General features: G+C 71.8%; 16 protein-coding genes. 9 read left to right on the plus strand and 7 right to left on the minus strand.

Translation table 11 applies throughout. The features are described from left to right. The first annotated feature begins 511 nt into the window (after nt 1-511). Together ABZ840_RS35710 and ptsP are read left to right on the plus strand one after the other, a co-directional pair. Entirely contained in the window at nt 512-961 is a 450-nt protein-coding gene (locus ABZ840_RS35710; RefSeq protein WP_361567594.1) for a PTS glucose transporter subunit IIA, read from the plus strand. A 107-nt stretch (nt 962-1,068) separates the two neighbouring features. Next, entirely contained in the window at nt 1,069-2,739 is a 1,671-nt protein-coding gene (gene ptsP / locus ABZ840_RS35715; protein WP_361567597.1) for a phosphoenolpyruvate--protein phosphotransferase, read from the plus strand. A gap of 96 nt (nt 2,740-2,835) precedes the next feature. Here the strand turns inward: ptsP and ABZ840_RS35720 are convergent, their stop codons facing one another. Both ABZ840_RS35720 and ABZ840_RS35725 read right to left on the minus strand, forming a co-directional pair. Beyond that, complete coding sequence (locus tag ABZ840_RS35720) at nt 2,836-3,831, minus strand: hypothetical protein (protein ID WP_361567599.1); 996 nt, start codon at nt 3,829-3,831, stop codon at nt 2,836-2,838. Nucleotides 3,832-4,009: 178 nt separating this feature from the next. Further along, nucleotides 4,010-6,019, minus strand: a complete 2,010-nt coding sequence (locus ABZ840_RS35725; protein WP_361567601.1) for an acetoacetate--CoA ligase — start codon at nt 6,017-6,019, stop codon at nt 4,010-4,012. 340 nt (nt 6,020-6,359) lie between these two features. Here ABZ840_RS35725 and ABZ840_RS35730 point away from each other — a divergent pair, with 340 nt between their 5' ends. The 4 genes from ABZ840_RS35730 to ABZ840_RS35745 all read left to right on the plus strand — a co-directional run bounded on the left by ABZ840_RS35730 (nt 6,360) and on the right by ABZ840_RS35745 (nt 11,279). Continuing rightward, entirely contained in the window at nt 6,360-8,870 is a 2,511-nt protein-coding gene (locus ABZ840_RS35730) for a glycoside hydrolase family 31 protein (RefSeq protein WP_361567603.1), read from the plus strand. A 37-nt stretch (nt 8,871-8,907) separates the two neighbouring features. Beyond that, nucleotides 8,908-9,957 (plus strand): methyltransferase, encoded by a 1,050-nt coding sequence (locus ABZ840_RS35735; RefSeq protein ID WP_361567606.1) that lies wholly within the window; start codon nt 8,908-8,910, stop codon nt 9,955-9,957. Nucleotides 9,958-10,035: 78 nt separating this feature from the next. Beyond that, entirely contained in the window at nt 10,036-10,896 is an 861-nt protein-coding gene (locus ABZ840_RS35740) for a M15 family metallopeptidase (RefSeq protein WP_361567609.1), read from the plus strand. Nucleotides 10,897-10,928: 32 nt separating this feature from the next. Continuing rightward, nucleotides 10,929-11,279 (plus strand): DUF962 domain-containing protein, encoded by a 351-nt coding sequence (locus tag ABZ840_RS35745; RefSeq protein WP_361567612.1) that lies wholly within the window; start codon nt 10,929-10,931, stop codon nt 11,277-11,279. A 70-nt stretch (nt 11,280-11,349) separates the two neighbouring features. On the opposite strand, the gene ABZ840_RS35750 is transcribed toward ABZ840_RS35745, so the two are convergent. From ABZ840_RS35750 to ABZ840_RS35765, 4 genes are all read right to left on the minus strand, one after another. Continuing rightward, the gene (locus tag ABZ840_RS35750) at nt 11,350-12,162 is read right to left on the minus strand and encodes an ABC transporter permease (RefSeq protein ID WP_361567615.1); all 813 of its coding nucleotides are present in this window, start codon (nt 12,160-12,162) and stop codon (nt 11,350-11,352) included. Nucleotides 12,163-12,300: 138 nt separating this feature from the next. Beyond that, a complete protein-coding gene (locus ABZ840_RS35755) occupies nt 12,301-13,146 on the minus strand; it encodes an ABC transporter permease (RefSeq protein WP_361567618.1) in 846 nt (281 codons plus the stop codon). Between the two features lie 205 nt (nt 13,147-13,351). Next, nucleotides 13,352-14,557 (minus strand): ABC transporter substrate-binding protein, encoded by a 1,206-nt coding sequence (locus ABZ840_RS35760; protein WP_361567620.1) that lies wholly within the window; start codon nt 14,555-14,557, stop codon nt 13,352-13,354. 151 nt (nt 14,558-14,708) lie between these two features. Further along, nucleotides 14,709-15,833 carry an ABC transporter ATP-binding protein gene (locus ABZ840_RS35765; RefSeq protein ID WP_361567622.1) on the minus strand — a complete coding sequence of 375 codons (1,125 nt, stop codon included), beginning with the start codon at nt 15,831-15,833 and terminating at the stop codon, nt 14,709-14,711. 198 nt (nt 15,834-16,031) lie between these two features. On the opposite strand from ABZ840_RS35765, the gene ABZ840_RS35770 reads away from it, so the two are divergent. The 3 genes from ABZ840_RS35770 to glpK all read left to right on the plus strand — a co-directional run bounded on the left by ABZ840_RS35770 (nt 16,032) and on the right by glpK (nt 21,096). Beyond that, nucleotides 16,032-18,035: a GGDEF domain-containing protein gene (locus ABZ840_RS35770; RefSeq protein ID WP_361567624.1), complete on the plus strand. Its 2,004-nt coding sequence runs from the start codon at nt 16,032-16,034 to the stop codon at nt 18,033-18,035. Between the two features lie 527 nt (nt 18,036-18,562). Next, nucleotides 18,563-19,330 (plus strand): MIP/aquaporin family protein, encoded by a 768-nt coding sequence (locus tag ABZ840_RS35775; RefSeq protein ID WP_361567626.1) that lies wholly within the window; start codon nt 18,563-18,565, stop codon nt 19,328-19,330. A 245-nt stretch (nt 19,331-19,575) separates the two neighbouring features. Further along, nucleotides 19,576-21,096, plus strand: a complete 1,521-nt coding sequence (gene glpK / locus ABZ840_RS35780; RefSeq protein WP_361567629.1) for a glycerol kinase GlpK — start codon at nt 19,576-19,578, stop codon at nt 21,094-21,096. 176 nt (nt 21,097-21,272) lie between these two features. On the opposite strand, the gene ABZ840_RS35785 is transcribed toward glpK, so the two are convergent. Then, nucleotides 21,273-21,881, minus strand: a complete 609-nt coding sequence (locus ABZ840_RS35785) for an ATP/GTP-binding protein (protein WP_361567631.1) — start codon at nt 21,879-21,881, stop codon at nt 21,273-21,275. Nucleotides 21,882-22,058 lie beyond the last annotated feature (177 nt).

Genomic DNA, 22,058 nt, shown 5'->3' on the forward strand with positions numbered 1-22,058 from the left:
CCTCGTCCCAGCGGATGCTGGAGACGGGGTATCAACATATCTGGCGTTGACTTTTGGCACGCTGTTGAGTTCTCAAGGAACGGACGCTTCCTTTGGTCCCGTTTCACCGGGCCCTCCGGGCGCTTCCCTTCGGTGTTTCACACTCTATCAGGCCTTTTCGGTCTTCCGAACCGCGTCCCTTTCCGCATTCAATGCGCGCATCACAAGAAGCGATGCAGGCATGCAGAAGTGATCGAGATTCTCGGATCAAGACTGATGGGGTGCTGCTTCCTTCGCGGGCCGCAGTGATTGCGTCCTCGTTCCGGGGCAGGAGTAAGACAGTACAGGCGGGGTTGGGGCGAGGCAAATCGGGGGAAGGCCGCCGTCCAGCCGCACCCCTTCACACGCATGATCGCGCCTCCCGTCTGTCGTGCGGAGCGTCCACTTCTTATGACTTACGCTCTGACCGGTGCGCCGTCCGGGACAGGTAGTGACGGCGACCTGATAGATCTCCACCCCTGGGAGGCTTCCCATGACCACCGTGACGTCCCCGCTCGCCGGACGCGCCATCGGGCTCAGCGCAGTTCCTGACCCCGTCTTCTCCGGCGCGATGGTGGGTCCCGGTACCGCGATCGACCCGGCCCGCGAGCCTTCCGTGGCGCTCGCGCCCGTGGACGGCGTCGTTGTTTCTCTGCACCCGCACGCATTCGTCGTCGTCGACGGCGAAGGGCACGGCGTGCTGACGCACCTGGGCATCGACACCGTTCAGCTCAATGGCGAGGGCTTCGAGCTGCTCGTCAACAAGGGGGACAACGTGACGCGCGGCCAAGGCGTCGTCCGCTGGGACCCGGCCGCCGTCGAGGAGGCCGGCAAGTCGCCGGTCTGCCCCGTCGTCGCTCTCGAGGCCACCGCCGACGCGCTCGGTGACGTGCGCGAGGACGGCGACGTGAAGGCCGGGGACCAGCTCTTCAGCTGGCAGTGACGCCGACGCCGTTCCGTACACCGGTACCGGAACCCGGTACGCAGGAACGGCACGTACGACATTCAACGCGGCGGCACCGGCCGTCGCATCACACGGAGACGGGTGCAATGGAGACAACGCTGCGAGGCGTCGGCGTGAGCCACGGTGTCGCCATAGGCGAGGTGCGGCACATGGGGACGGCGGTGCTGGAGCCGCCGGCCAAGCAGATCCCCGCCGAGGAAGCGGAGCGCGAGCAGGGGCGCGCCCGCCAGGCCGTGGAAGCCGTGGCCGCCGACCTGATCGCCCGCGGCAACCTCGCGGGCGGCGAGGCGCAGGCGGTGCTGGAGGCCCAGGCCATGATGGCCCAGGACCCCGAGCTGATGGCCGACGTCGACCGCCGGATCGCCGTGGGCAGCACGGCCGAGCGTGGCGTGTACGACGCGTTCGCCGCGTACCGGGCGCTGTTGGCCGGTGCCGGGGAGTACCTGGCGGGCCGGGTCGCCGACCTGGACGACGTACGGAACCGGATCGTCGCGCGGCTGCTGGGCGTGCCCATGCCGGGTGTGCCGGACAGCGATGAGCCGTACGTGCTGATCGCGCGGGACCTCGCGCCGGCCGACACGGCGCTGCTGGACCCGTCGCTGGTGCTCGGCTTTGTCACCGAAGAGGGCGGGCCGACCAGCCACAGCGCGATTCTCGCGCGGGCGCTGGGCGTGCCGGCCGTCGTCGCGCTGCCGGGCGCGCACGAGTTGGTCGAGGGCACGGTCGTGGCCGTGGACGGCTCCACCGGGGAGATCTTCGTCAACCCGAGCGACGAGAAGCGCGCGGAGATGGAGCAGGCGGCCGAGGAGCGGAAGGCCGCGCTGGCCGCCGCCACGGGTCCGGGTGCGACGTCGGACGGGCACAAGGTGCCGCTGCTGGCGAACGTCGGCGGTCCGGCGGACGTGCCGGCGGCGGTGGAGGCCGGTGCCGAGGGCGTCGGGCTGTTCCGTACCGAGTTCCTGTTCCTCGACGACAGCAAGAACGCGCCGTCGGAGGAGAAGCAGGTCGAGGCGTACCGCCAGGTGCTGGAGGCCTTCCCCGAGGGCCGGGTGGTCGTGCGCGTGCTGGACGCGGGCGCGGACAAGCCGCTGGACTTCTTGACGCCGGCGGACGAGCCGAACCCGGCGCTGGGCGTGCGGGGGCTGCGTACCCTGCTCGACCACCCCGATGTGCTGCGGACCCAGCTCACCGCGCTGGCGAAGGCGGCGGAGGGGCTGCCGGTCTACCTCGAGGTCATGGCGCCGATGGTGGCGGACCGTACGGACGCCAAGGCGTTCGCAGACGCGTGCCGTGAGGCGGGGCTGCAGGCGAAGTTCGGTGCGATGGTGGAGATTCCGTCCGCCGCGCTCCGGGCGCGTTCGATCCTGCAGGAGGTGGAGTTCCTGTCGCTGGGCACGAACGACCTGGCGCAGTACACCTTCGCGGCCGACCGTCAGGTCGGTGCGGTGTCCCGGCTGCAGGACCCGTGGCAGCCCGCGCTGCTCGACCTTGTGGCGACGTCCGCCGAGGCCGCCAAGGCCGAGGGCAAGAGTTGTGGTGTGTGCGGCGAGGCGGCTTCCGACCCGCTGCTCGCGTGTGTGCTGACGGGGCTCGGCGTCACCAGCCTCTCCATGGGTGCGGCGTCGCTTCCTTACGTGCGCGCGACGCTGGCGAAGCACACGCTGGCGCAGTGCGAGCGTGCCGCGTCGGCGGCGCGTGCGGCGGACACTGCCGAGGAGGCGCGTCTGGCGGCGCAGGCGGTGCTCTCCGGCGAGTGACCGTAGCGTGCTCAGCGGCTTAGTGCCGTGGTCTTGATGGCCGTCCCGCCCTGGTGGCGGGGCGGCCATCTGCTTTTCGGTTGCGTTTGCCCTCCCCTAGGTGTTCCTGCAGTGCTCGTGGGCGTAGGCGGGTGTGGGCAGGGCGATGCCGGGGAGGTAGTCGACGCCTGGTTCGGGTGAGAGGGGGTCGCCTGTCCTGGCGTCGGTGCAGTACGCGGAGAAGACCTCGGCCGCGGTGAGGGCGGTGAGCCAGTTGCCGCGGAGGGACCAGCCGCGGACCTCGTCGCCGTGCTGGTCGTCGAGGGTGCGGGAGACGACGCCGCCGGGGCCGCGGAGGGTGATGCCGGCGGCGAGGACGGTGCAGAAGACCAGGGCTTCCGCTTCGGCGAGGTGCAGGCGGCCGTCGGGGAGTGCCGTGGCGTGCACTGCCGCGAGGAGCGGGCCGCTGTCGCTCGCGGTGACGCTGCAGACGAGGTGGTGTCTGCCGGGCCCGAGGGCGTCGAGGAGTCGGAGCATGGCCTGAGAGGCGTGTTCGAAGGCGTCGTGTGCGGTGTCGCCGTCGCAGGTGGGGCAGCGCCCGGCGGCCGAGAGGAGGGCACCGGCCCGGTCCCAGGTGTCCTGGCGGGCGGCTTCGTCGAGGAGCACGGGCAGGGTGTCGGTGAGCCGTCGGCCGCTGTACGGAACGATGGCGCCGCCGGCGGCGACCTCGGTGGTGTAGCGGGCGCGGCTCTCCGGCCGGTCGGGGTCGAGTCCGGTGTCGCCGCAGTAGGTGGCGTATTCGCCGGGGTCGAAGAGGGTGAGGGTCGTGTGCCGGCCCTGGGCGGTGCGGGTGCGGAGGAGGCCGTCGAGTCGGCGCAGGTAGCCGCTGTGGTCCTGGCCGGTGAAGGGGAAGGTGCGGTAGCGGCTCATGGCCGCGAGGTCCTCGGGCGTCGGCAGGACGGCGAGGGTGCCGGGGATTTCGCGGGCGAGTCGTCGTGGAGCCGTGGCGGTCCTGCGGCGGGCTCGGCTTGCGGGGCCGCGGGCGCGACGGGTGTGCCGTCGTTTGCTGCCGTGCCGGTCGGCGGGCTGGGTGCGGCGTGCGGTCCTGGCCATGGTTTCCCCCTTGGTGACGCTGGTGAGCGAGCGCGGGCCGGCCGGCGGGCCGGTCCGCGCTCGGGAGTCGTCGTCGCCGATGACTCATTGCTCACTGAGCGTAAGCGAGGGGTCTGACAATGGCCGTTGTGAGCCGCCGGAATCGGCTGTGAGCAGGGATTTCCGGCGGCTCGGATGATCACTGTGCGCGGTCGGCGGCGATCCGCTCGTAGAACCGGAGGAGTTCGAGGTTGTCGACCGAGCCGGGGTTGACCGCCTTTTCGAGCGGGGTGCCCTGGAGCAGGCGCTTGACGGGTACTTCGATGCGCTTGCCGGTGAGTGTGTGCGGTACTCCGGGGGCTTCGATGATGTCGTCGGGGACGTGGCGCGGCGAGAGCTGGGTGCGGATGGTCTGCTTGATGCGGCCGCGCAGGTCGTCGTCGAGGGTGGCGCCCTCGGCGAGGTGCACGAAGAGGGGCATCCAGTAGCCGCCGTCGGGGAGTTCGAGGCCGATGACGAGGGATTCGCGGATCTCGGGGAGGCGTTCGACGGCTTCGTAGATGTCGGCGGAGCCCATGCGGACGCCCTGGCGGTTCAGGGTGGAGTCGGAGCGGCCGTGGATGACGACGGTGCCGCGTGCGGTGAGGGTGATCCAGTCGCCGTGCCGCCAGGTGCCGGGGTACATCTCGAAGTAGCTGTCCCGGTAGCGGCTGCCGTCGGGGTCGTTCCAGAAGCGGATCGGCATGGAAGGCAGCGGGTTGGTGACGACGAGTTCGCCGACCTCGTCGGTGAGCGGCTTGCCCTGGGGGTCCCAGGCCTGGAGGTCGGTGCCGAGGCAGGGTGCCTGGAGTTCGCCGATGTAGACCGGGAGGGTGGGCACGGCGCCGGCGAAGCAGCTGCAGACGTCGGTGCCGCCGCTGACGGAGGCGATCCAGAGGTCTTCGGCGACTTCGTCGTGGAGCCAGCGGAAGCCGTCAGGGGGCAGCGGGGAGCCGGTGGTGGCGACGCATTTGACGCGGGAGAGGTCGTAGTCGCGTCCGGGGTGGACGCCGGCCTTGGCACAGGCCATGACGTAGGCGGCGGAGGTGCCGAAGAGGGTGGCGCCGGTGCGTTCGGCGATCCGCCACTGTGCGCCGGTGTCGGGGAACCCGGGGCTCCCGTCGTAGAGGACGATCGTGGAGCCCACGAGGAGGCCGGCGGCGAGGAAGTTCCACATCATCCAGCCGGTGGAGGTGTACCAGAAGAAGCGGTCGCCGGGGCCGAGGTCGCAGTGGAGTCCGGCCTGCTTGAGGTGTTCGAGGAGGATGCCGCCCTGGGACTGGACGATGGCCTTGGGGAGGCCGGTGGTGCCGGAGGAGTACAGCACCCACAGGGGGTGGTCGAACGGCACCTGTTCGAAGACGGGCTCTTCGTCACGGGAGACGACGTCGTCCCAGTGGAGCGCGCCCTCGGGGGCCTCGGTGCCGAGCAGGGGGATGTGCACGACGGCGGTGAGGCTGGGCAGTTCTGCGCGCAGTTCGGAGACGGTGGCGCGGCGGTCGTGTTCCTTGCCGCCGTAGCGGTAGCCGTCGACGGTGAACAGGACGACCGGTTCGACCTGCTGGAAGCGGTCCAGGACGCTGCGGGCGCCGAAGTCGGGGGCGCAGGAGGTCCAGACGGCGCCGACGGCGGCGGAGGCCAGGAGGGCGACGACGGCCTGCGGGACGTTGGGTACGTAGCCGCTGACGCGGTCGCCGGGGCGGACGCCGAGGCGGCGGAGTTCGGCGGCGAGCGAGCCGACCTGGGCGCGCAGCTCGGCCCAGGTGACGGGGGTGGGTTCGTGGCTCTCGTCGACGTGCAGGAGGGCGGGTTCGGCGGCCCTGGCGGGGTCCTCGCCGGCGCGGAGGGCGTGCTCGGCGTAGTTGAGTGTGGCGCCGGGGAACCAGCGGGCGCCGGGCATGGTGGCGTCGGCCAGCACGGTGTCGTAGGGGGTGCTGAAGCGGACGTCGAACCATTCGGAGGTGGCGCGCCAGAAGGTGCTCAGCTCATCGACGGACCAGCGGTGCAGGGCGGCGTAGCTCGCGACGGGGTCGCCCTGTGTTGCAGCGGGCGCGCCGTAGTGGGTGGCGGCCCATTCCTGGAAGCGGGTGACCTGTGCTCCGGCGATACGGTCCGCGCCGGGCTGCCACAGGGGCTCCGGGTGGGTTGCGGGCTGCGGTGCGGTGGTCATCATGCGGCTCCCGGGCTGTACACGGCTGGTGTGCCGGTCCGTGCGCCGCGGTGGGCGGTGCCGCCGGTCGTCCTCGTCCGGTGGCGCCCGACGCGTCCGTAGGGGTGCGCAGGACACGACTGCTCAGGACGATGCCATGTGATCGTCTTCGGCACCAGGGTGGACGCCCCACATTCGGGGGGAATGGTGTGTGGCGCGGACACAAGGTGAGCGGCGCGCCCCGCGGTGGGGCACAGGGCCCGGGGCACGGTGTCTCTTTTGCGGACACAGCAGGTCAACGCAGGTGAACGGAAGCTGAACGATGCTTTCACCTGGGTGCGCTGATGGCAGGCTGAGCGATATGGACGGGCGGGATCTGGTGCGGTCGGCACGGACGGTCAGGGCAGTGGGCACCTCGCAGGGGTGGTTGTCGGTGCGGTCGGCGCTGCGGCGGAGGCGGGCCGATGCGGCGGGGCTGCCGCGGCGGGGTACGGAGCGGGCGCGGGTTCCGGGTACGGCGGTGGGGGCGGAGCCGCAGCCGGGCGGCGGGGTGGTGCGGTTCGCGCGGTCCTCGCTGCGGATCAGGGTGACGGCGGGCGGCGCGGTGTTCTGCGGCTGGGACGGTGCGGCGCCGGAGCCTTCGTATGCGCTGGTGGGGGCCGGCCCGGAGGCGGACGGCCGGGCGGAGCTGGAGCCCGACACCGAGGGCGGCTGGCGTGTGGTGTCGGAGCGGGTGACGGTCGCGGTGTCGCGGTTCGGGGCGGTGGAGATCCGTACGCCGGGTGGTGTGGTGCTGCGCCGGGAGTTGCCGCCCCGGTGGTGGGACGTGGTACCGGAAGCGGGCCCCGAGGACGGTACGGCGCAGGAGGGCCTCTCGGGGCAGGAGGCGCTGTCCGTGGGCTACGCCGCCGCGGAGGCTGTGCGGGCCGGGTCGTGCGGTGGTGAGTCGCGGTGGATGCAGCGCTCCGAGGTGGCGGCGGACGCGCGGTTCTTCGGGCTGGGCGGCCGGGCGAGCGGGCCGCGGCTGCGGGACGGCACGTACCGGCTGTGGAACACCGATCCCGGGGGCGCGTTCGGGCCCGGTGACGATCCGCTGTCGCTGACGATGCCGGTGCAGCTGGTCGTCGCGGACGCCGGTACGCACCTGGTGTTCCATGACAACTCCTGGGACGGGCGGGTCTCGCTGCAGGAGGGTGAGGAGGGCAGGGGCTCCGGGCACGACCGGGCCGGCTCCTGCGAGATCCGGATGGACGGCGGTCCGCTGCGCTACTGGGTGCTGACGGGTACGCCTGCCCGTGTGCTGCACGGCTGGGCGTCTCTTACGGGTGCGCCGGCGCTGCCGCCTCGCTGGGCCCTCGGGCACCAACACGCCCGGTTCGGTTTCGGTGATGCGGCGGAGGTGCGGCGGGTGGCCGCCGGTTACCGGACGCACGGCGTGCCGCTGTCGGCTCTCCATCTGGACATCGATCATCTCGACGGCCATCGGGTGTTCACGGTGGACCGTCACCGCTTCCCCGATCTGCCGAGGCTCGCCTCCGAGCTGCGTCAGGAGGGCGTGCGGCTGGTGTCGATCGTGGACCCCGGGGTGAAGGCGGAGCCGGGGAACGCGGTGTACGAGAGCGGGGCGGCCGCCGACGCGTTCGTGCGGGAGGCGCGTGGGCGCGAGGTGCGGGGCGTGGTGTGGCCGGGTGAGGCGGTCTTTCCCGACTTCACGGACGCCCGGGTGCGCAAGTGGTGGGGCGGGCTGTATGCGGAGCGGCTGGCCCAGGGGTTCGCGGGCATATGGCACGACATGAACGAGCCGTCGTCGTTCGTCGCGTTCGGGGAGTCGACGCTGCCCCGGTCGGCGCGGCACGCCATGGAGGGCCGGGGTGGGGACCACCGGGAGGCGCACAACGTCTACGGCCTGGCGATGGCGCGCGCGGGCTATGAGGGGCTGTGCGAGCTGCGCCCCGAGGAGCGCCCGTTCCTCTTCTCGCGCTCCGGGTGGGCGGGGATGCAGCGCTACGGGGGTACGTGGTCGGGGGATGTGGCGACCGGGTGGCCGGGGCTGCGGGCTTCCCTGGCGCTGGTGCTGGGCCTGGGGCTGTGCGGCGTCCCGTACAGCGGTCCGGACATCGGGGGCTATTCGGAGGTGCCGTCGGCCGAGCTGTACCTGCGGTGGTTCCAGCTGGGGGCGTATCTGCCGCTGTTCCGTACGCACTGCGCGCACGACGCGGGGCGCCGGGAACCGTGGGAGTTCGGGGACGAGGTGCTGGCGCACGCCCGTGCGGCGGCCCTTGAGCGCGAGCGGCTGCTTCCGTATGTGCACACGCTGGGTCAGTTGGCACGGCTGGCCGGTGCGCCCTACGTGCGTCCGCTGTGGTGGAACTCGCCGCGCGACCGGGCGCTGCGTGACTGCGAGGACGCGTTCCTGCTCGGGGACGCGCTGCTGGTGGCACCGGTGCTGGAGGAGGGCGCGCGGCGGCGGTCCGTACGCCTGCCGCGGGGCCGGTGGTACGACACGGCGACGGGGCGGGCGTACGAGGGGCCCGGGCGGGCGGTGGTCGATGCGCCGCTGTCGCGGATTCCGGTGCTGGCCCGGGCGGGCGCGGTGCTCCCGGTGGCAGGCGCGGACGGCGAAGTGGAGCTGGAGGTGTGGGCGCCGGCTCCGGGGCGGAAGGGCGGCGGGCTGGTCGTGCCGGATTCCGGGGACGGTTGGGGGCGTCCGGACGTTGAACGGGTGGAATCGCAGTGGGAGTCGGGGCGCGTGGTGGTGAGCCGGCCGGACGGCGAGCCGGTGGGCTATCGGGTACGGGTGCGCGGAGGCGGCTCCGAGGCGGAGACGGGTGAAGCCGGACCCGAGGCACAGGGGGGACGTGACAAGGCATGACACGGGGCACGGCAGTGACGGGCGAACGGAGACGGTGATGGGGGAAGCGGCTTCGGAGCATCTCGGGGACGCCTCCGGCGTGCCGGTCGCCGACGCGTCCCGGAGCGCGGGGGAACTGGCGGATCTGGTGACGCCGATGGCCGTACGGACCGCGGCGACGCTGCGGCTCGCGGACCGCGTCGCCGACGGCATACGGACGGCGGCCGCGCTCGCCGATGCCACGGGCAGCGATCCGGGCGCGCTGGAGCAGCTGCTGCGCCACTTGGCCTCCGTCGGGCTGTTCCGGCAGTCCGGTGACGCCGCGTCCGGGTACGAGCTCACCGCAGCGGGCGAGGAGTTGCGGGACGGCCACCCGGGCGGGCTGCGGCGGAGGCTGGACACCGGTACGGCGATCGGGCGGGCGGACCTCGCGTTCGTCGAGCTGGCGCACTCGGTACGGACCGGCGCGGCAGCGTTCCCCGAGCGGTACGGGCAGGGCTTCTGGGCCGACCTGCGGGCGGATCCGGCACGGACGGCGGATTACGACGCGCAGATGGCGGTGGACGTGACCGCGTGGGCCGAGGCCGTGCTGCCGGTGTACGACTGGGCAGCGCTCGGCCGGCTGGTGGACATCGGCGGCGGCAACGGCACGATGCTCGCCGCGCTGCTGAGGGCCCATCCCGGGTTGCGGGGCACGGTGTTCGACCAGCCGGAGACGGTGCGAGCAGCACGGGCCACCCTCGCGGCGGCCGGTGTCGCGGACCGTGGGGACGCGGTGAGCGGCGACTTCTTCGGGGAGCTGCCGTCCGGTGCGGGCGGCTATCTGCTGTGTGCGGTGCTGCACGACTGGGACGACGCGTCGGCGGTGGCGATCCTGCAGGGCTGCGCGCGGGCGGCCGGCCGTACGGGCAAGGTCCTGGTGGTGGAGAAGTTCGGCACGGGCGGGGAGGCGGTCAGCACGGCGATGGACCTGCGGATGCTGGTGTACTTCGGCGGCCGCGAGCGTGGTGTCACGGACCTGACGGCACTGGCGGCGCTGGCCGGGCTGGAGGTGAGCGGGGTCCGTCCGGCGGGGCGGCTGGCGGTCGTGGAGCTGACGGTGGCCTGACCGGCGCCGGTCCGGAGGCGGCGCTCGGCCCGCGTGGTGGTCTTCCGCCGGCCGGGGCGGGCCTGGTAGACGATGGGCATGCCAAGACTTGCTGCCGCGCCGCGCGGCCTCGCCGTCTCCGCCGCCACCCTGGTCTCCGTCGCCGCGCTGCCCTCTGGGGCGCAGGCCCAGCAGCCGCAGGGAACGCCGTCCTCCGGCTCGGCCGTAGCGTCCGAGAAGGCCAGGGATCCGAAGGCCCCGAAGGAGTTCGTGGCGCTGCGCGACGTGGACCCGACGATCCGGCAGGAGATCCGGTACTTCACGCCGCACAACTTCATGGGCGTACCCGTCACCGGCTACAAGAAGCCGATGTGTCTCCTCACCCGGGACGCGGCGAAGGCGCTGCACCGGGCGCAGGTGGGGTTCCTCAAGAAGGGCTACACCCTGAAGGTGTACGACTGCTACCGGCCGCAGCGGGCGGTGAACCACTTCGTGGAGTGGGCCAAGGACCTGGACGACCAGCGCATGAAGGGTGAGTTCTATCCCCAGGTCGATAAGTCGACGCTTTTCGAGGATGGGTACATCGCCGAGAAGTCCGGGCACAGCCGCGGCAGCACGATCGACCTGACGCTGGCGAAGCTTCCCGCGCCGCCCACCCGCCCGTACGTGCCCGGTGAGCCGCTGCGCCCGTGTTACGGCCCGCAGGACGAGCGGTTCCCCGACAACTCGCTCGACATGGGGACGGGGTTCGACTGCTTCGACACCCTGGCGCACACCCTCGATCCGCGCATCAAGGGTGAGCAGCGGAAGAACCGGCTGCTCCTCAAGGCGGGGCTGGAGAAGGCCGGCTTCGTGAACTACGAGAACGAGTGGTGGCACTACACCTTCCAGCCGGAGACGTTCCCCGACACGTACTTCGATTTCCCCATCACCCGGAAGTCGCTCGCCGGACGTCACTGACAGCCGTCGCGGACCGGCGCTACCGTGCGCGCATGACGACACGGGAGTTCAGCAGCTACGAGGAGTTCTGGCCGTACTACGTCGCGATGCACTCGAAGGCCGCGACCCGGTGGGTGCACCTGACGGGCACGCTCACCGGGCTCGCGGTCTCGGCGTACGGGCTGATACGGCGGCGCCGGAAGCTGCTGCTCGGGCTGCCGCTGATCGGGTACGGAACGGCCTGGCCCGCGCACTTCCTCATCGAGGGCAACAACCCGGCCACCTTCGGGCACCCGGCGTGGTCGCTGCGCGGTGACGCGCAGATGATCCGCATGATGCTTTCGGGGCGAGACGCCGAGCTGGACGAGATCGCCCGCAAATGGCTCGCGGAGAACGCGGAGTAGAGCGGAGTAGGCCGGAAGGAGACCGCTCCCCCGCCCTCTTCACGGTCCGAGCGGCGGTCCGCCGGGGCGCTCACAGCCGACCGCCGGCCGAGTCCGACGAGAGCCGCTGGGCCACGTACACCGGGATCACCAACAGGGCGATGAGCAGGGCGGCAACGACATTGATGACCGGAGCCTGGTTCGGGCGGGCCAGGTTCTCGTAGATCCAGATGGGCAGCGTCTTCGTCCCCGGCCCGGCGGTGAACGTGGTGACCACGATCTCGTCGAAGGAGAGGGCGAAGGCGAGCAGGGCGCCCGCGAAGAGGGCCGACCGCAGCGCGGGCAGCGTGACGTGGCGGAAGGTCTGGGCGGGGCGGGCGCCCAGGTCGGCGGAGGCCTCGGCGAGCGAGGGCGCGATGCGCCGCAGCCGGGCGGCGACGTTGTTGAAGACGATGACGACGCAGAAGGTCGTATGGCCGACGATCACCGTGAACAGGCCGAACCCGATGCCGAGCGGGTCCAGAACGGTACGGAACGCCGCGTTGAGCGCGATGCCGGTGACGATGCCGGGCAGCGCGATGGGCAGCACGACCAGGAGCGAGACCGTCTGCCGGCCGAAGAAGCGGTGCCGGTGCACGGCGAAGGCGGCGAGTACACCGAGGACCAGGGCGATGGCGGTGGCGGCGAGGCCGGCCCGCAGCGACGTCCACAAGGCGTCCCGCACACCCTGACTGTGTACGGCACGTACCCACCACTCGCCGGTCAGCCCGCTGGGCGGCCAGGCGAAGGAGCGATCCGCGTTGAAGGAGTTGAGGACGACCAGGAGCAGCGGCGCGTGGACGATCGCCAGCCCCGCGGCCATGAGCACGCCGAGCACGAGCCGGGCGGTGCGGGTCAGATGCACCTCACGTCCTCCTCGCGGGAATTGGGGCGGGATGAGTTTTCGGATGCGGGAACCGGGGCGTTCGGCGATCCGTTGTCACTGTGAGTAAGGAAATTGGGGTGGAAAGCAGAGATAGAGGGCGATGTGAGATACGGGGGGTCACAGTGAGTCCAGTGCTCCGGCGCGCCGCACGGCCGCCAGGTAACAGACGATCAGCACGACCGGTACGGCAGAGAGCGCGGCTGCCAGCGGCAGGTCGAGGGTGACCTGTGAGGCGATGACGTTGCCGAGCAGTTGGGTGCGGCCGCCGACGATCTGGACGGTGAGGTAGTCGCCGAGGCTGAGGGAGAAGGTGAAGACGGAGCCGGCGAACAGGGCGGGGCGCACGGCGGGCAGGACGATGAGGCGCAGGGTGCGCCAGGCGCCGGCACCGAGGTCGGCGGAGGCCTCCAGATGGTGGGTGGGCAGCCGCTCCAGGGCCGCGAAAACGGGGAGGATCATGTACGGAAGCCAGAGATAGGCGAGGACGAGGACGACGGCGGGCAGGCCGTAGCCCGGGCCGGTCAGACCGAGCGGTGCGAGTACCGCATTGACCAGGCCGTGTTCGCCGAGCATGACGCGCCAGGCGTACGCCTTGACGAGGTAGCCGGCCCACAGGGGTGTCAGCACGGCCACGAGCAGGGCGCGCCGCCACCGCCCGGACGCCACTCGCGCCATGAAGAAGGCCATGGGCAGGGCGAGGAGGGCGTCGATGAGGGTGACGGCGACGGCCACGCCGAGGGTGCGCAGGGTGATCGTGCGGTAGACCGAGTCGGTCAGGATCGTGCGGAAGTTGTCGGTGTTCCAGACGTGAACGACATCGGAGGTGAAGCTGTCGGTGGTCCAGAAAGCGGAGAGCAGGAGGACGGCGAGCGAGCCGAGGTAGGCGAGGCCGAGCCACAGCAGGGGTGGCGCGAGCAGCGCCGCCAGCCTCAGCCGCGCTCCTACCCGGGAGACCGCTCCCACCCGGGAGTCCGGTTTCGCGGGAGTTCCTGCCGCTGAGGCGTGGGTCGCGCAGGCGTCGGTCGCGTAGGGGTCGGTCGCGTAGGTATCGGTCGCGTGCGGGTCAGTCGCCGATGCCCCTGTTGGCGAGGCGCGTGTCGGTGAGGGGCGTGTCGGCGAGGAGTCTGACGACTGGGGTCCCGTCGGCGAGGTCACCGGCCTGGTCCTCTCAGCCCTTGATCTCCGTCCAGGCGCGGGTCCATTGCGCGTAGTCGGTGCACTTCACGGTCGTCCGTCCGTCCAGGCACTGCTTCACGGGCGTGGTCCAGAAGTGGACGCGCTTGTAGTAGCTCTCGTCGTCGGCGTGGTACGTGACGCAGTGCTTGGGGTCGGACGTCTCGTCGCACGCCTTCGCGTTGGCGGGTGCCTCGCCGAAGTACTCGGCGACCTGGGCGTTCACCTTGGGCGAGACGATCCAGTCGAGCCACTTGTACGCGCAATTGGGGTGCTGGGCCTTGGCGGACACCATCCAGGTGTCCGACCAGCCGGTGGCGCCTTCCTTGGGCAGGACGGCCTTGACCGGGGCCTTCTCGGCCTCGGTGAGGTTGGCGATGACCTGCCAGGTGGTGCCGACGACGCTGTCGCCACCCTTGAAGGCGGTGACTTCCTTCTGGTAGTCGCTCCAGTACTCGCCGATGTTGGCGTGCTGCTTCTTCAGGAGCGCGACGGCCGCGTCCAGTTGGCGCTGGTCCAGCGCGTACGGGTTCTTGATGCCCAGTTGCGGCTCGGTCTTCATCAGGTACAGCGCGGCGTCGGCGATGTAGATGGGTGAGTCGTAGGCGGTCACCTTGCCGGCGTGCTCGGTGGCGTCCTCGAAGACGGCCCGCCAGGAGTCGGGGGCGGGCTTGACCTTGTCGGTTCGGTACATGAGGAGGTTGGCACCGCGGCCGTGCGGGATGCCGTACATCTGACCGTCGACGGAGTTGAACGGCTGCTCCTTCAGGCCCGCGAAGATGTCCTTGTAGTTCGGTACGAGCGTGGTGTTCACGGGTGCGGCATCGCCGGAGGCGATCAGGCGCAGGGTGGCGTCGCCGGAGGCCGAGACGGTGTCGTACTGCCCGGTCTTCATCAGCGAGACCATCTCGTCGGAGGTGCCCGCGATCTTGGTGTTGACCTTGCAGCCGGTCTGTTTCTCGAACGGGTGGACCCAGTCGGTCTTCGGGTCGTTGGAGCCGTCCTCGGCGTAGCCCGCCCAGGCAATGACGTTGACCTGGCCCTCGCCCTTGCCGAGCGACTTCTTCATGGGGACATCGGGCGCATGGAAGCCGCCGCTCCGGGCGTCGCCTCCGTCACCACCGCCGGAGGAGCCGCACCCGGCGGCCAGCAGCAGGGCCGTGGCCGCGGCGGCGGCCTTCCACACGTTCGTGTTGCGCATCCGGTTCTCTCCCGTCGCACACGGCGTCAGACACAGGCGCTGAGCGTCGCTCAGTATGCGGATCAAGGGCTCGCTGCACCAGAGCGCATGGGGAAGAGATCGAGTCAACTCCGGCGAGAAGGCGCTCTCTTCGGGCCCCCGGCGGGGCGGGTCAGTGGGGAACGGGGTAGGCGTCGTCGGGGGTCCAGGTGAGGCGGACCGGGGATTCGGGCCGGACGGACAGGGCGGGAGCCGTGTTCAGGCGGAGCACGGTCAGGCGGTCGTCGCCCCCGTCCAGCCGGACGCTGAAGCGGGTGTGCGGTCCGGCGTGGGCGATGTCGGTGATCCGGCCGGTGGCCGAGCGCTCGGCCGGGTCCGTGGAAGGTGCGGACTCAGCGGCCGGCGCTGTCGGGGAGGTTGGGGATATTGGGCGTGATGGGGATGTTGGGGGTGTTGGGGAATGGGTGTCGTTCAGGGGGGTGAGGTGGATGCGTTCGGGGCGGATGCTGTAGGTGCCGGGGCGGCCTGTGACTCGTTGTGCGGTCTCGCCGCGCAGCAGGTTCGTCATACCGACGAAGCCCGCTACGAAGGCGGTGGCCGGACGGTCGTAGATCTCCAAGGGCGGACCGACCTGTTCGATGCGGCCGCCGTCCAGGACCGCGACCCGGTCGCTCATCGTCAGCGCCTCCTCCTGGTCGTGGGTGACGAGGAGGAACGTGATGCCGGTGGTGCGCTGGATCTGCTTCAGCTCGGTCTGCATCTGCTGGCGGAGCTTGAGGTCGAGCGCGCCGAGCGGCTCGTCGAGGAGCAGCAGTCCGGGGCGGTCGACGAGGGCCCGGGCGAGGGCGACCCGTTGCCGCTGGCCGCCGGAGAGCTGCGCGGGGCGACGGTCGCCGAAGCCGTCGAGCCGTACGGTGGCGAGCGCTTCGCGGGCGCGGGCCCGGCGTTCGTCCTTGCGGACGCCGGCGACGAGGAGTGCGTACGCGACGTTCTGCTCGACGGTCATGTGCGGGAAGAGGGCGTAGTCCTGGAAGACGGTGTGCACGTCGCGTTGGTGGGGCGGCAGTGCGGTGACGTCGCGGCCGGCGAGTTCGACGCGCCCGGAGCTGGGGCGTTCGAAGCCGGCGATGAGGCGGAGGAGGGTCGATTTGCCGGAACCGGACGGGCCGAGGAGGGAGAAGAACTCGCCCGGCCGGATGGCGAGTTCGGCGTTGTCGACGGCTCGTACGGTGCTGAAGTCCTTGGTGAGGGCGGTCAGGCGGACCGCCGCTCCGGGCGTCGCGTTGTCGTCGGCCATGCGGTCTCCCCCGAGTGGGACGGCTTGATCGCGCCGGGCGACTGTACCGGGGTGACCGGGTCCCCGTCACCGGCGCGAGGCGAGGGCGAGGGGGAGCTGGAGGGGGCGAGCGGCCCATTCTCCCTGCGCAGGGGAAGGGTGCGTGAACAGCTCGTGAACCCTGCTGCGCATGGGGCGGGTGGGAGGCATGCTGTCCGCGTGCCTGCCTGGACGGACCAGCTCCGATTCGCCTACCAGCCCGTCGTCAATCTCACGACCGGTTCCGTCGCCGCGCTGGAGATACTCGCCCGTCCCGAGCGCGGGGACGTGCTCGCCCAGGCGCACCGCTCCCCCGCCCTCGACGTCGAGCTGGCCGCGCTGGGCATCCGGCACGCCGCGCATCGCGAGACGCTGCTGCCGCTCCAGGTGAACCTCTTCGCGGCCACCGCCGCCGAGTTCCCCGAACTGTCGGCGCTCCGCGCGGCGGTGAGTGCGGCCGGGCGGCGGCCGTGCGAGGTCACCGTCGACCTGACCGGGCCGTACACCCACGTACCGGCCGGCGCGTTGCTGGAGGCGGTCGCGGGGCTGCGCGCCGACGGCTTCCGGATCTGCGCGGACGGGGTGGGCGACGGGGACATACCGCTGCGCCTGCTGGGGGATCTCGCGCCGGACATCATCAAGCTGGACGCCTCGCTCTGCACGGACCTGGACGTCCGGCCGGGGCGAGCGGCGGTGGTACGGATGGTGCGGCAGCTCTGCGACGAGCTGGGCGGGTTGCTGGCGGTAGAGGGCGTGGAGACCGAGCGGAGCTACGCGGCGGTGCGGCGGGCCGGCGCGCAGCTCGGGCAGGGGCATCTGTTCGCACCACCCGCGCGCCGGCCCGCGGCCGAGGTCTTCGTGCCCGCGCAGATACCGCCCGCAGCGCCCGTACCGCCCGCACCCTCCGCGTCGGCCGCGTCGACCGCGTCATCCGTATCGGCCGCGCCCTTCGTGTCACCCGCGCCATCCAAGTCGGCCGGGCCCGTGGCGGGCAGGGAACCCGCAGGCGGAGGAACATCGGAAGCCGGCGGAGGGTTGGAGGCCGGCGGAGTGGCGGCCGGCGGGGTGGCGGCCGGGCCGCCGGTGGCGCAGTTCGTGCAGCCGGCCGCGCTGCTTCCGGTGACGGCCTCTGCGGAGGAGGTGCGCAGCCGACTCACGGGGCTGCCGGACGTGTCCGGGGTGCTGCTGGTGGACGCGGACGGCGTTCCCGTACGGGCGGTGGACCGGAACCGGTTCCTGTTGTCGCTGTCCGGGCGGTACGGGCACGCGCTGTACGCGGACCGGCCGGCCCTGCGGCTGGGCGACCGGCCGCGCACGGTCGGCGCCGACGCGACGGCGTGGGAGGTGCTCGACGTCATCGCGGACGGCGACCGGGACCGTACGGGCGACGACGTCGCGGTGGTGGACGGGCGGGGCCGGTGCATCGGGGTGGTGCACCTGGCGGACATCCTGCGGGCGCTGGCGGAGAGCCGGGTGGAGGAGGCGGCGCGGCTCAATCCGCTGACACGGCTGCCGGGTTCCGACGCGGTCAATGCGGAGGTGGACCGGCGGCTCGCGCAGGGCCGGGCCGTCGCCGTGAGCTGGCTGGACGTGGACGGGTTCAAGCAGGTCAACGACGGGGCCGGGTTCGCGGCGGGGGACGAACTGATCCGGTCGGTGGGCGCGGCACTGGCCCGGGCGGCGAGCGGGGACGCGGCCTGCCGAGTGGGGCACATCGGGGGCGACGACTTCCTGGTGCTGACCGATCCCGACGGGTTGGACGCGGTGGCCGCGGCGGTACTGGACGTGCCGTGGTCGGCGGGCGGGCGGCCGGTGACGCTGTCGCTGGCCACGGTGGTGTGCCCGGCCGGTACGGTCACGGGGCACGCGGAGGCCGCGGCCGCGCTGGCCCCGCTGAAGAAGGCGGCCAAGGGGCTCTCGGGGGCGAGCTGGGTGCTCAGCCGGCACGGTTCGGCCCACCAGGAGGTCCGCCGGGGACGGCCGACCGGGACGACCACCTCGACGACCGGTCCGGCATCGGCCGGTTCGACGTACCAGCCCGCGTCCGGATACCCGGGCGGCCGGGCACCCATGGCATACACCAAAGAGCCGCACCGCCGCGAGGAACAAGGCCGCAAGGAGCACGGACACGGGGAGCACGGACGCGAGGAACACGGACGCGAGGAGCTGCCCGCGCCGCACTGAGCGCCGCTCCCCGCTCGCCGCGCCGTACGCCCCAGCCGCTGCCCACCCCCACCCCGCGTACCCCCACCCCACGGTCGCGGTTCGGATGCGGTCCGGTACCGGTTCGGGCAGGGAGGGGGCCCTGTCGGCGGGCGGTCGGGCGGTGTTCGGGCCCGTGGCCTGCAATTTTCGGGGGTGGGGAGGCGTGTGGGGCGGGGCGCGCCTTGAGTGTCGCCGGTCGTTGCTGTCCATGTCCTTGACGCTCCATGACGGCCGGTGAACACTTCCGGTGTCAGTCGGCGTGCCGTACGCAGGCTCCCCGACCGCGTGGCGTCGCCACGCGCTGTCCTGCGCCCCACCGGTGTCCAGCCGCACTGGCACGCTCATCGCGGAGGCCGCGCGGAACATGCGGGAATCACGGCCGTCGGCTCCGCCCCGTACGGACACCGTGGCGCGTCCGGAATTCATGTGGCCGGGCCATGGGAGAGGTACGCACCCTGCACGGAGGACCGGGGTCCGTCCCCGGGCAAGGGCCCTAGGAGCCGCAGATGTATTCCAATGGGGACATATTCGTCGGTGAAGTCATCGGCACGGCGATCCTGATTCTCTTCGGCGCGGGCGTCTGCGCCGCCGTCACCCTGAACTACTCGAAGGCGAAGTCGGCCGGCTGGGTGGCCATCGCGTTCGGCTGGGGCCTCGGCGTGCTCGCCGGTGCCTACACCTCGGCGCCGCTGTCCGGCGGCCACCTCAACCCCGCCGTCACCCTCGGTTCGGCCGTCGCGGGCGGCACCCCGTGGTCCAAGGTGCCGCTCTACATGGCGGCGCAGCTCATCGGGGCGCTCATCGGCGCGGCGCTCACGTGGGGCGTGTACTACGCGCAGTTCGCGGCCAACTCGCAGGCGGACAAGGCCCAGCCGACGCTGGGGATCTTCTCCACCGGCCCGGAGGTCCGCAAGCCCGTGGCGAACCTGGTCACCGAGATCATCGCGACCGTCGGCCTGGTGCTGCCGATCCTGTTCTTCGGCGAGAACAAGGGCATCGGCATCGGCCCGATCCCGGGCACGGACGGCGGGGTGTACGGCTCGGGCATCAACGTACTGCTCGTCGCCCTGCTGGTGGTCGGCATCGGTCTGTCCCTCGGTGGCCCGACGGGGTACGCCATCAACCCGGCCCGCGACCTCGGCCCGCGTATCGCGCACGCGCTGCTGCCCATCCCGAACAAGGGGACGTCCGACTGGGGTTACGCCTGGGTGCCGGTAGCGGGCCCGCTGATCGGAGCGGTGCTCTCCGCGCTGATCTACAACGCGGCTTTCTGACCCGGAACTCCACCCTCCCCCAGGACGCCGCCCTCCGACCCGGCGGCCCCGAGGCCCGGGGCCGGCCCCCGATCACCCCTGATCGCCCCCGATCGACCCCCGTCAGCACGCCGCCCCGCCGGGCACCCCGCGCACAGAAGCCGACCGCATCCGCGTACGCCCTACCGACCGCCTCGTTCCGCCCGCAGCCTGGCGCTGCGGGCAGTACCGCTCGCCGACTGCGGTCATCCGACTGAGGAGACGCCATGACGGACAGCACGCAGAAGTACGTCGCCGCGATCGACCAGGGCACCACCTCCAGCCGTTGCATCATCTTCGACCAGGACGGCGCGATCGTCGCCGTCGACCAGCGCGAGCACCGGCAGATCTTCCCGAAGCCGGGCTGGGTGGAGCACGACGCGACCGAGATCTGGTCGAAGGTGCAGGCCGTGGTGGCGGGCGCGCTCGCCGACGCGGGGCTGCGCGCGGACCAGCTCAGCGCGCTGGGCATCACCAACCAGCGGGAGACGACGGTCCTGTGGGACCGGCGGACCGGCAAGCCGGTGCACAACGCGATCGTCTGGCAGGACACCCGTACCGCGGCGCTCTGCAACGAGCTGGGCGGAGCCGACGGTCAGGACCGGTTCCGGGACGCCACGGGACTGCCGCTGGCGAGCTATTTCTCCGGGCCGAAGGCGGCCTGGCTGCTGGACAACGTTCCCGGGCTGCGGGCGCGCGCGGAGGCCGGGGAGATCGCGTTCGGCACCATCGACTCCTGGCTGATCTGGAACCTCACCGGCGGTACGGACGGCGGGGCGCACGTCACGGACGTGACCAACGCCGGCCGGACGATGCTGATGAACCTCTCGACGCTCCAGTGGGACCCGGCGATCCTCTCGGCGATGCGGGTGCCCGAGGCGGTGCTGCCGGAGATCAAGTCCTCGGCGGAGGTGTACGGGACGGCCGTGGGGCAGCTGGCGGGCGTGCCCGTGGCGTCGGCGCTGGGCGATCAGCAGGCGGCGGTGTTCGGGCAGACCTGCTACGGCGTCGGCGAGGCCAAGAACACCTACGGCACCGGATCGTTCCTGCTGCTCAACACCGGTAACCGGCCCGTGCCGTCGAAGAGCGGACTGCTCACCACGATGGGGTATCAGCTCGGCGGTGAGGCCCCGGTGTACTGCCTGGAGGGCTCGATCGCGATCACCGGCGCGCTGGTGCAGTGGTTCCGCGACCAGCTGGGCATCATCAGCTCCGCCGAGGAGATCGAGACGCTCGCGGCGAGCGTGGACGACAACGGCGGCGCGTACATCGTGCCGGCGTTCTCCGGGCTGTACGCGCCGTACTGGCGCTCCGACGCGCGCGGGGTGATCACCGGGCTGACCCGGTACGTCACCAAGGCGCATCTGGCGCGTGCCGTGCTGGAGGCGACCAGCTGGCAGACGCGCGAGGTCGTGGACGCGATGTACCAGGACTCCGGCGTGCAGATCACGACGCTGAAGGTGGACGGCGGGATGACCGCCAACAACCTGCTGATGCAGCATCAGGCGGACGTGCTGGGCGTGCCGGTGATCCGGCCGGTGGTCGCCGAGACCACCTGTCTGGGCGCGGCGTACGCGGCGGGCCTGGCCACCGGTGTCTGGCAGGACCTGGACGAGCTGCGGGCGCACTGGAAGCGGGACGCGGAGTGGTCGCCGCGGATGCCGGGCGAGGTCCGCGAGCGGGAGTACGCGCAGTGGCGGAAGGCGGTGGAGCGCAGCTTCGGCTGGCTGGACGAGAACGGCGAGTAGGGCAGGCAGGACGAGCGGAGCGTCCCACGGGCTGCCGCACGGCGTCCGCGGGAACGTCGCGGCCCGTATCCCGGACGGCGGGGTACGGGCCGCGCGGCGCCGTCGCAGGCTCCCGGGCCCTCACCTCAGGCAGCGCGGCGCCGCGGGCGGCGAAGGACCGTCACGCGGCCCCGCGGTCAGGACAGCGCCGGTGCGTGCTGCTCCTCGCTCATGCGCAGGGCGTGCTGGACGACATCGATGAGGACGTCGCGCGCCGAGTCCTTCTCGCGGGCGTCGCAGTCCACGATGCTGACGTCGGGGTCCAGGTCCAGCGCTTCGCGGACGGTCTCGGCGGGGTAGCGGTCGGCGCCCTCGAAGCAGTTGACGGCGACGGTGAAGGGGATGCCGCGGCGCTCGAAGTAGTCGATCGCGGCGAAGGAGTCCTCCAGTCGGCGGGTGTCGGCGAGCACGACGGCGCCCAGCGCGCCGGTGGCCAGCTCGTCCCACAGGAACCAGAAGCGGTCCTGGCCCGGGGTGCCGAAGAGGTAGAGGACCAGGTCCTCGCGGAGGGTGATCCGGCCGAAGTCCATGGCGACGGTGGTGGTGTGCTTGCCCTCGACACCCGAGGTGTCGTCGACGGGCCGCCCCGCCTCGGTCAGCTGCTCCTCCGTGCGGAGCGGCTTGATCTCGCTCACCGCGCCGACCAGGGTCGTCTTGCCGACGCCGAAACCGCCCGCGACCAGGATCTTGAGCGTGACCGGCTCGACGGCTTGCTTGCGGCGTCGCTCAGCGCGCCCGAAGACCATTGACCGCTTCCTCCGATTCAGGTGGTGTCGTGTCAGCGACGGGCCGGCGCACCGGGCTGACGACAACTCGTGGAGTACGACAACTCCTGCGTGGGAGTGGATCGTTCCGCACCGACTGTACCGACGACAAGCCTGCGGCCCGGCACCGCCCCTGCGTGATGTGCTCATGATCACTGA

Source organism: Streptomyces sp. NPDC047117, from assembly GCF_040643545.1.
Classification (GTDB): Bacteria; Actinomycetota; Actinomycetes; order Streptomycetales; family Streptomycetaceae; genus Streptomyces.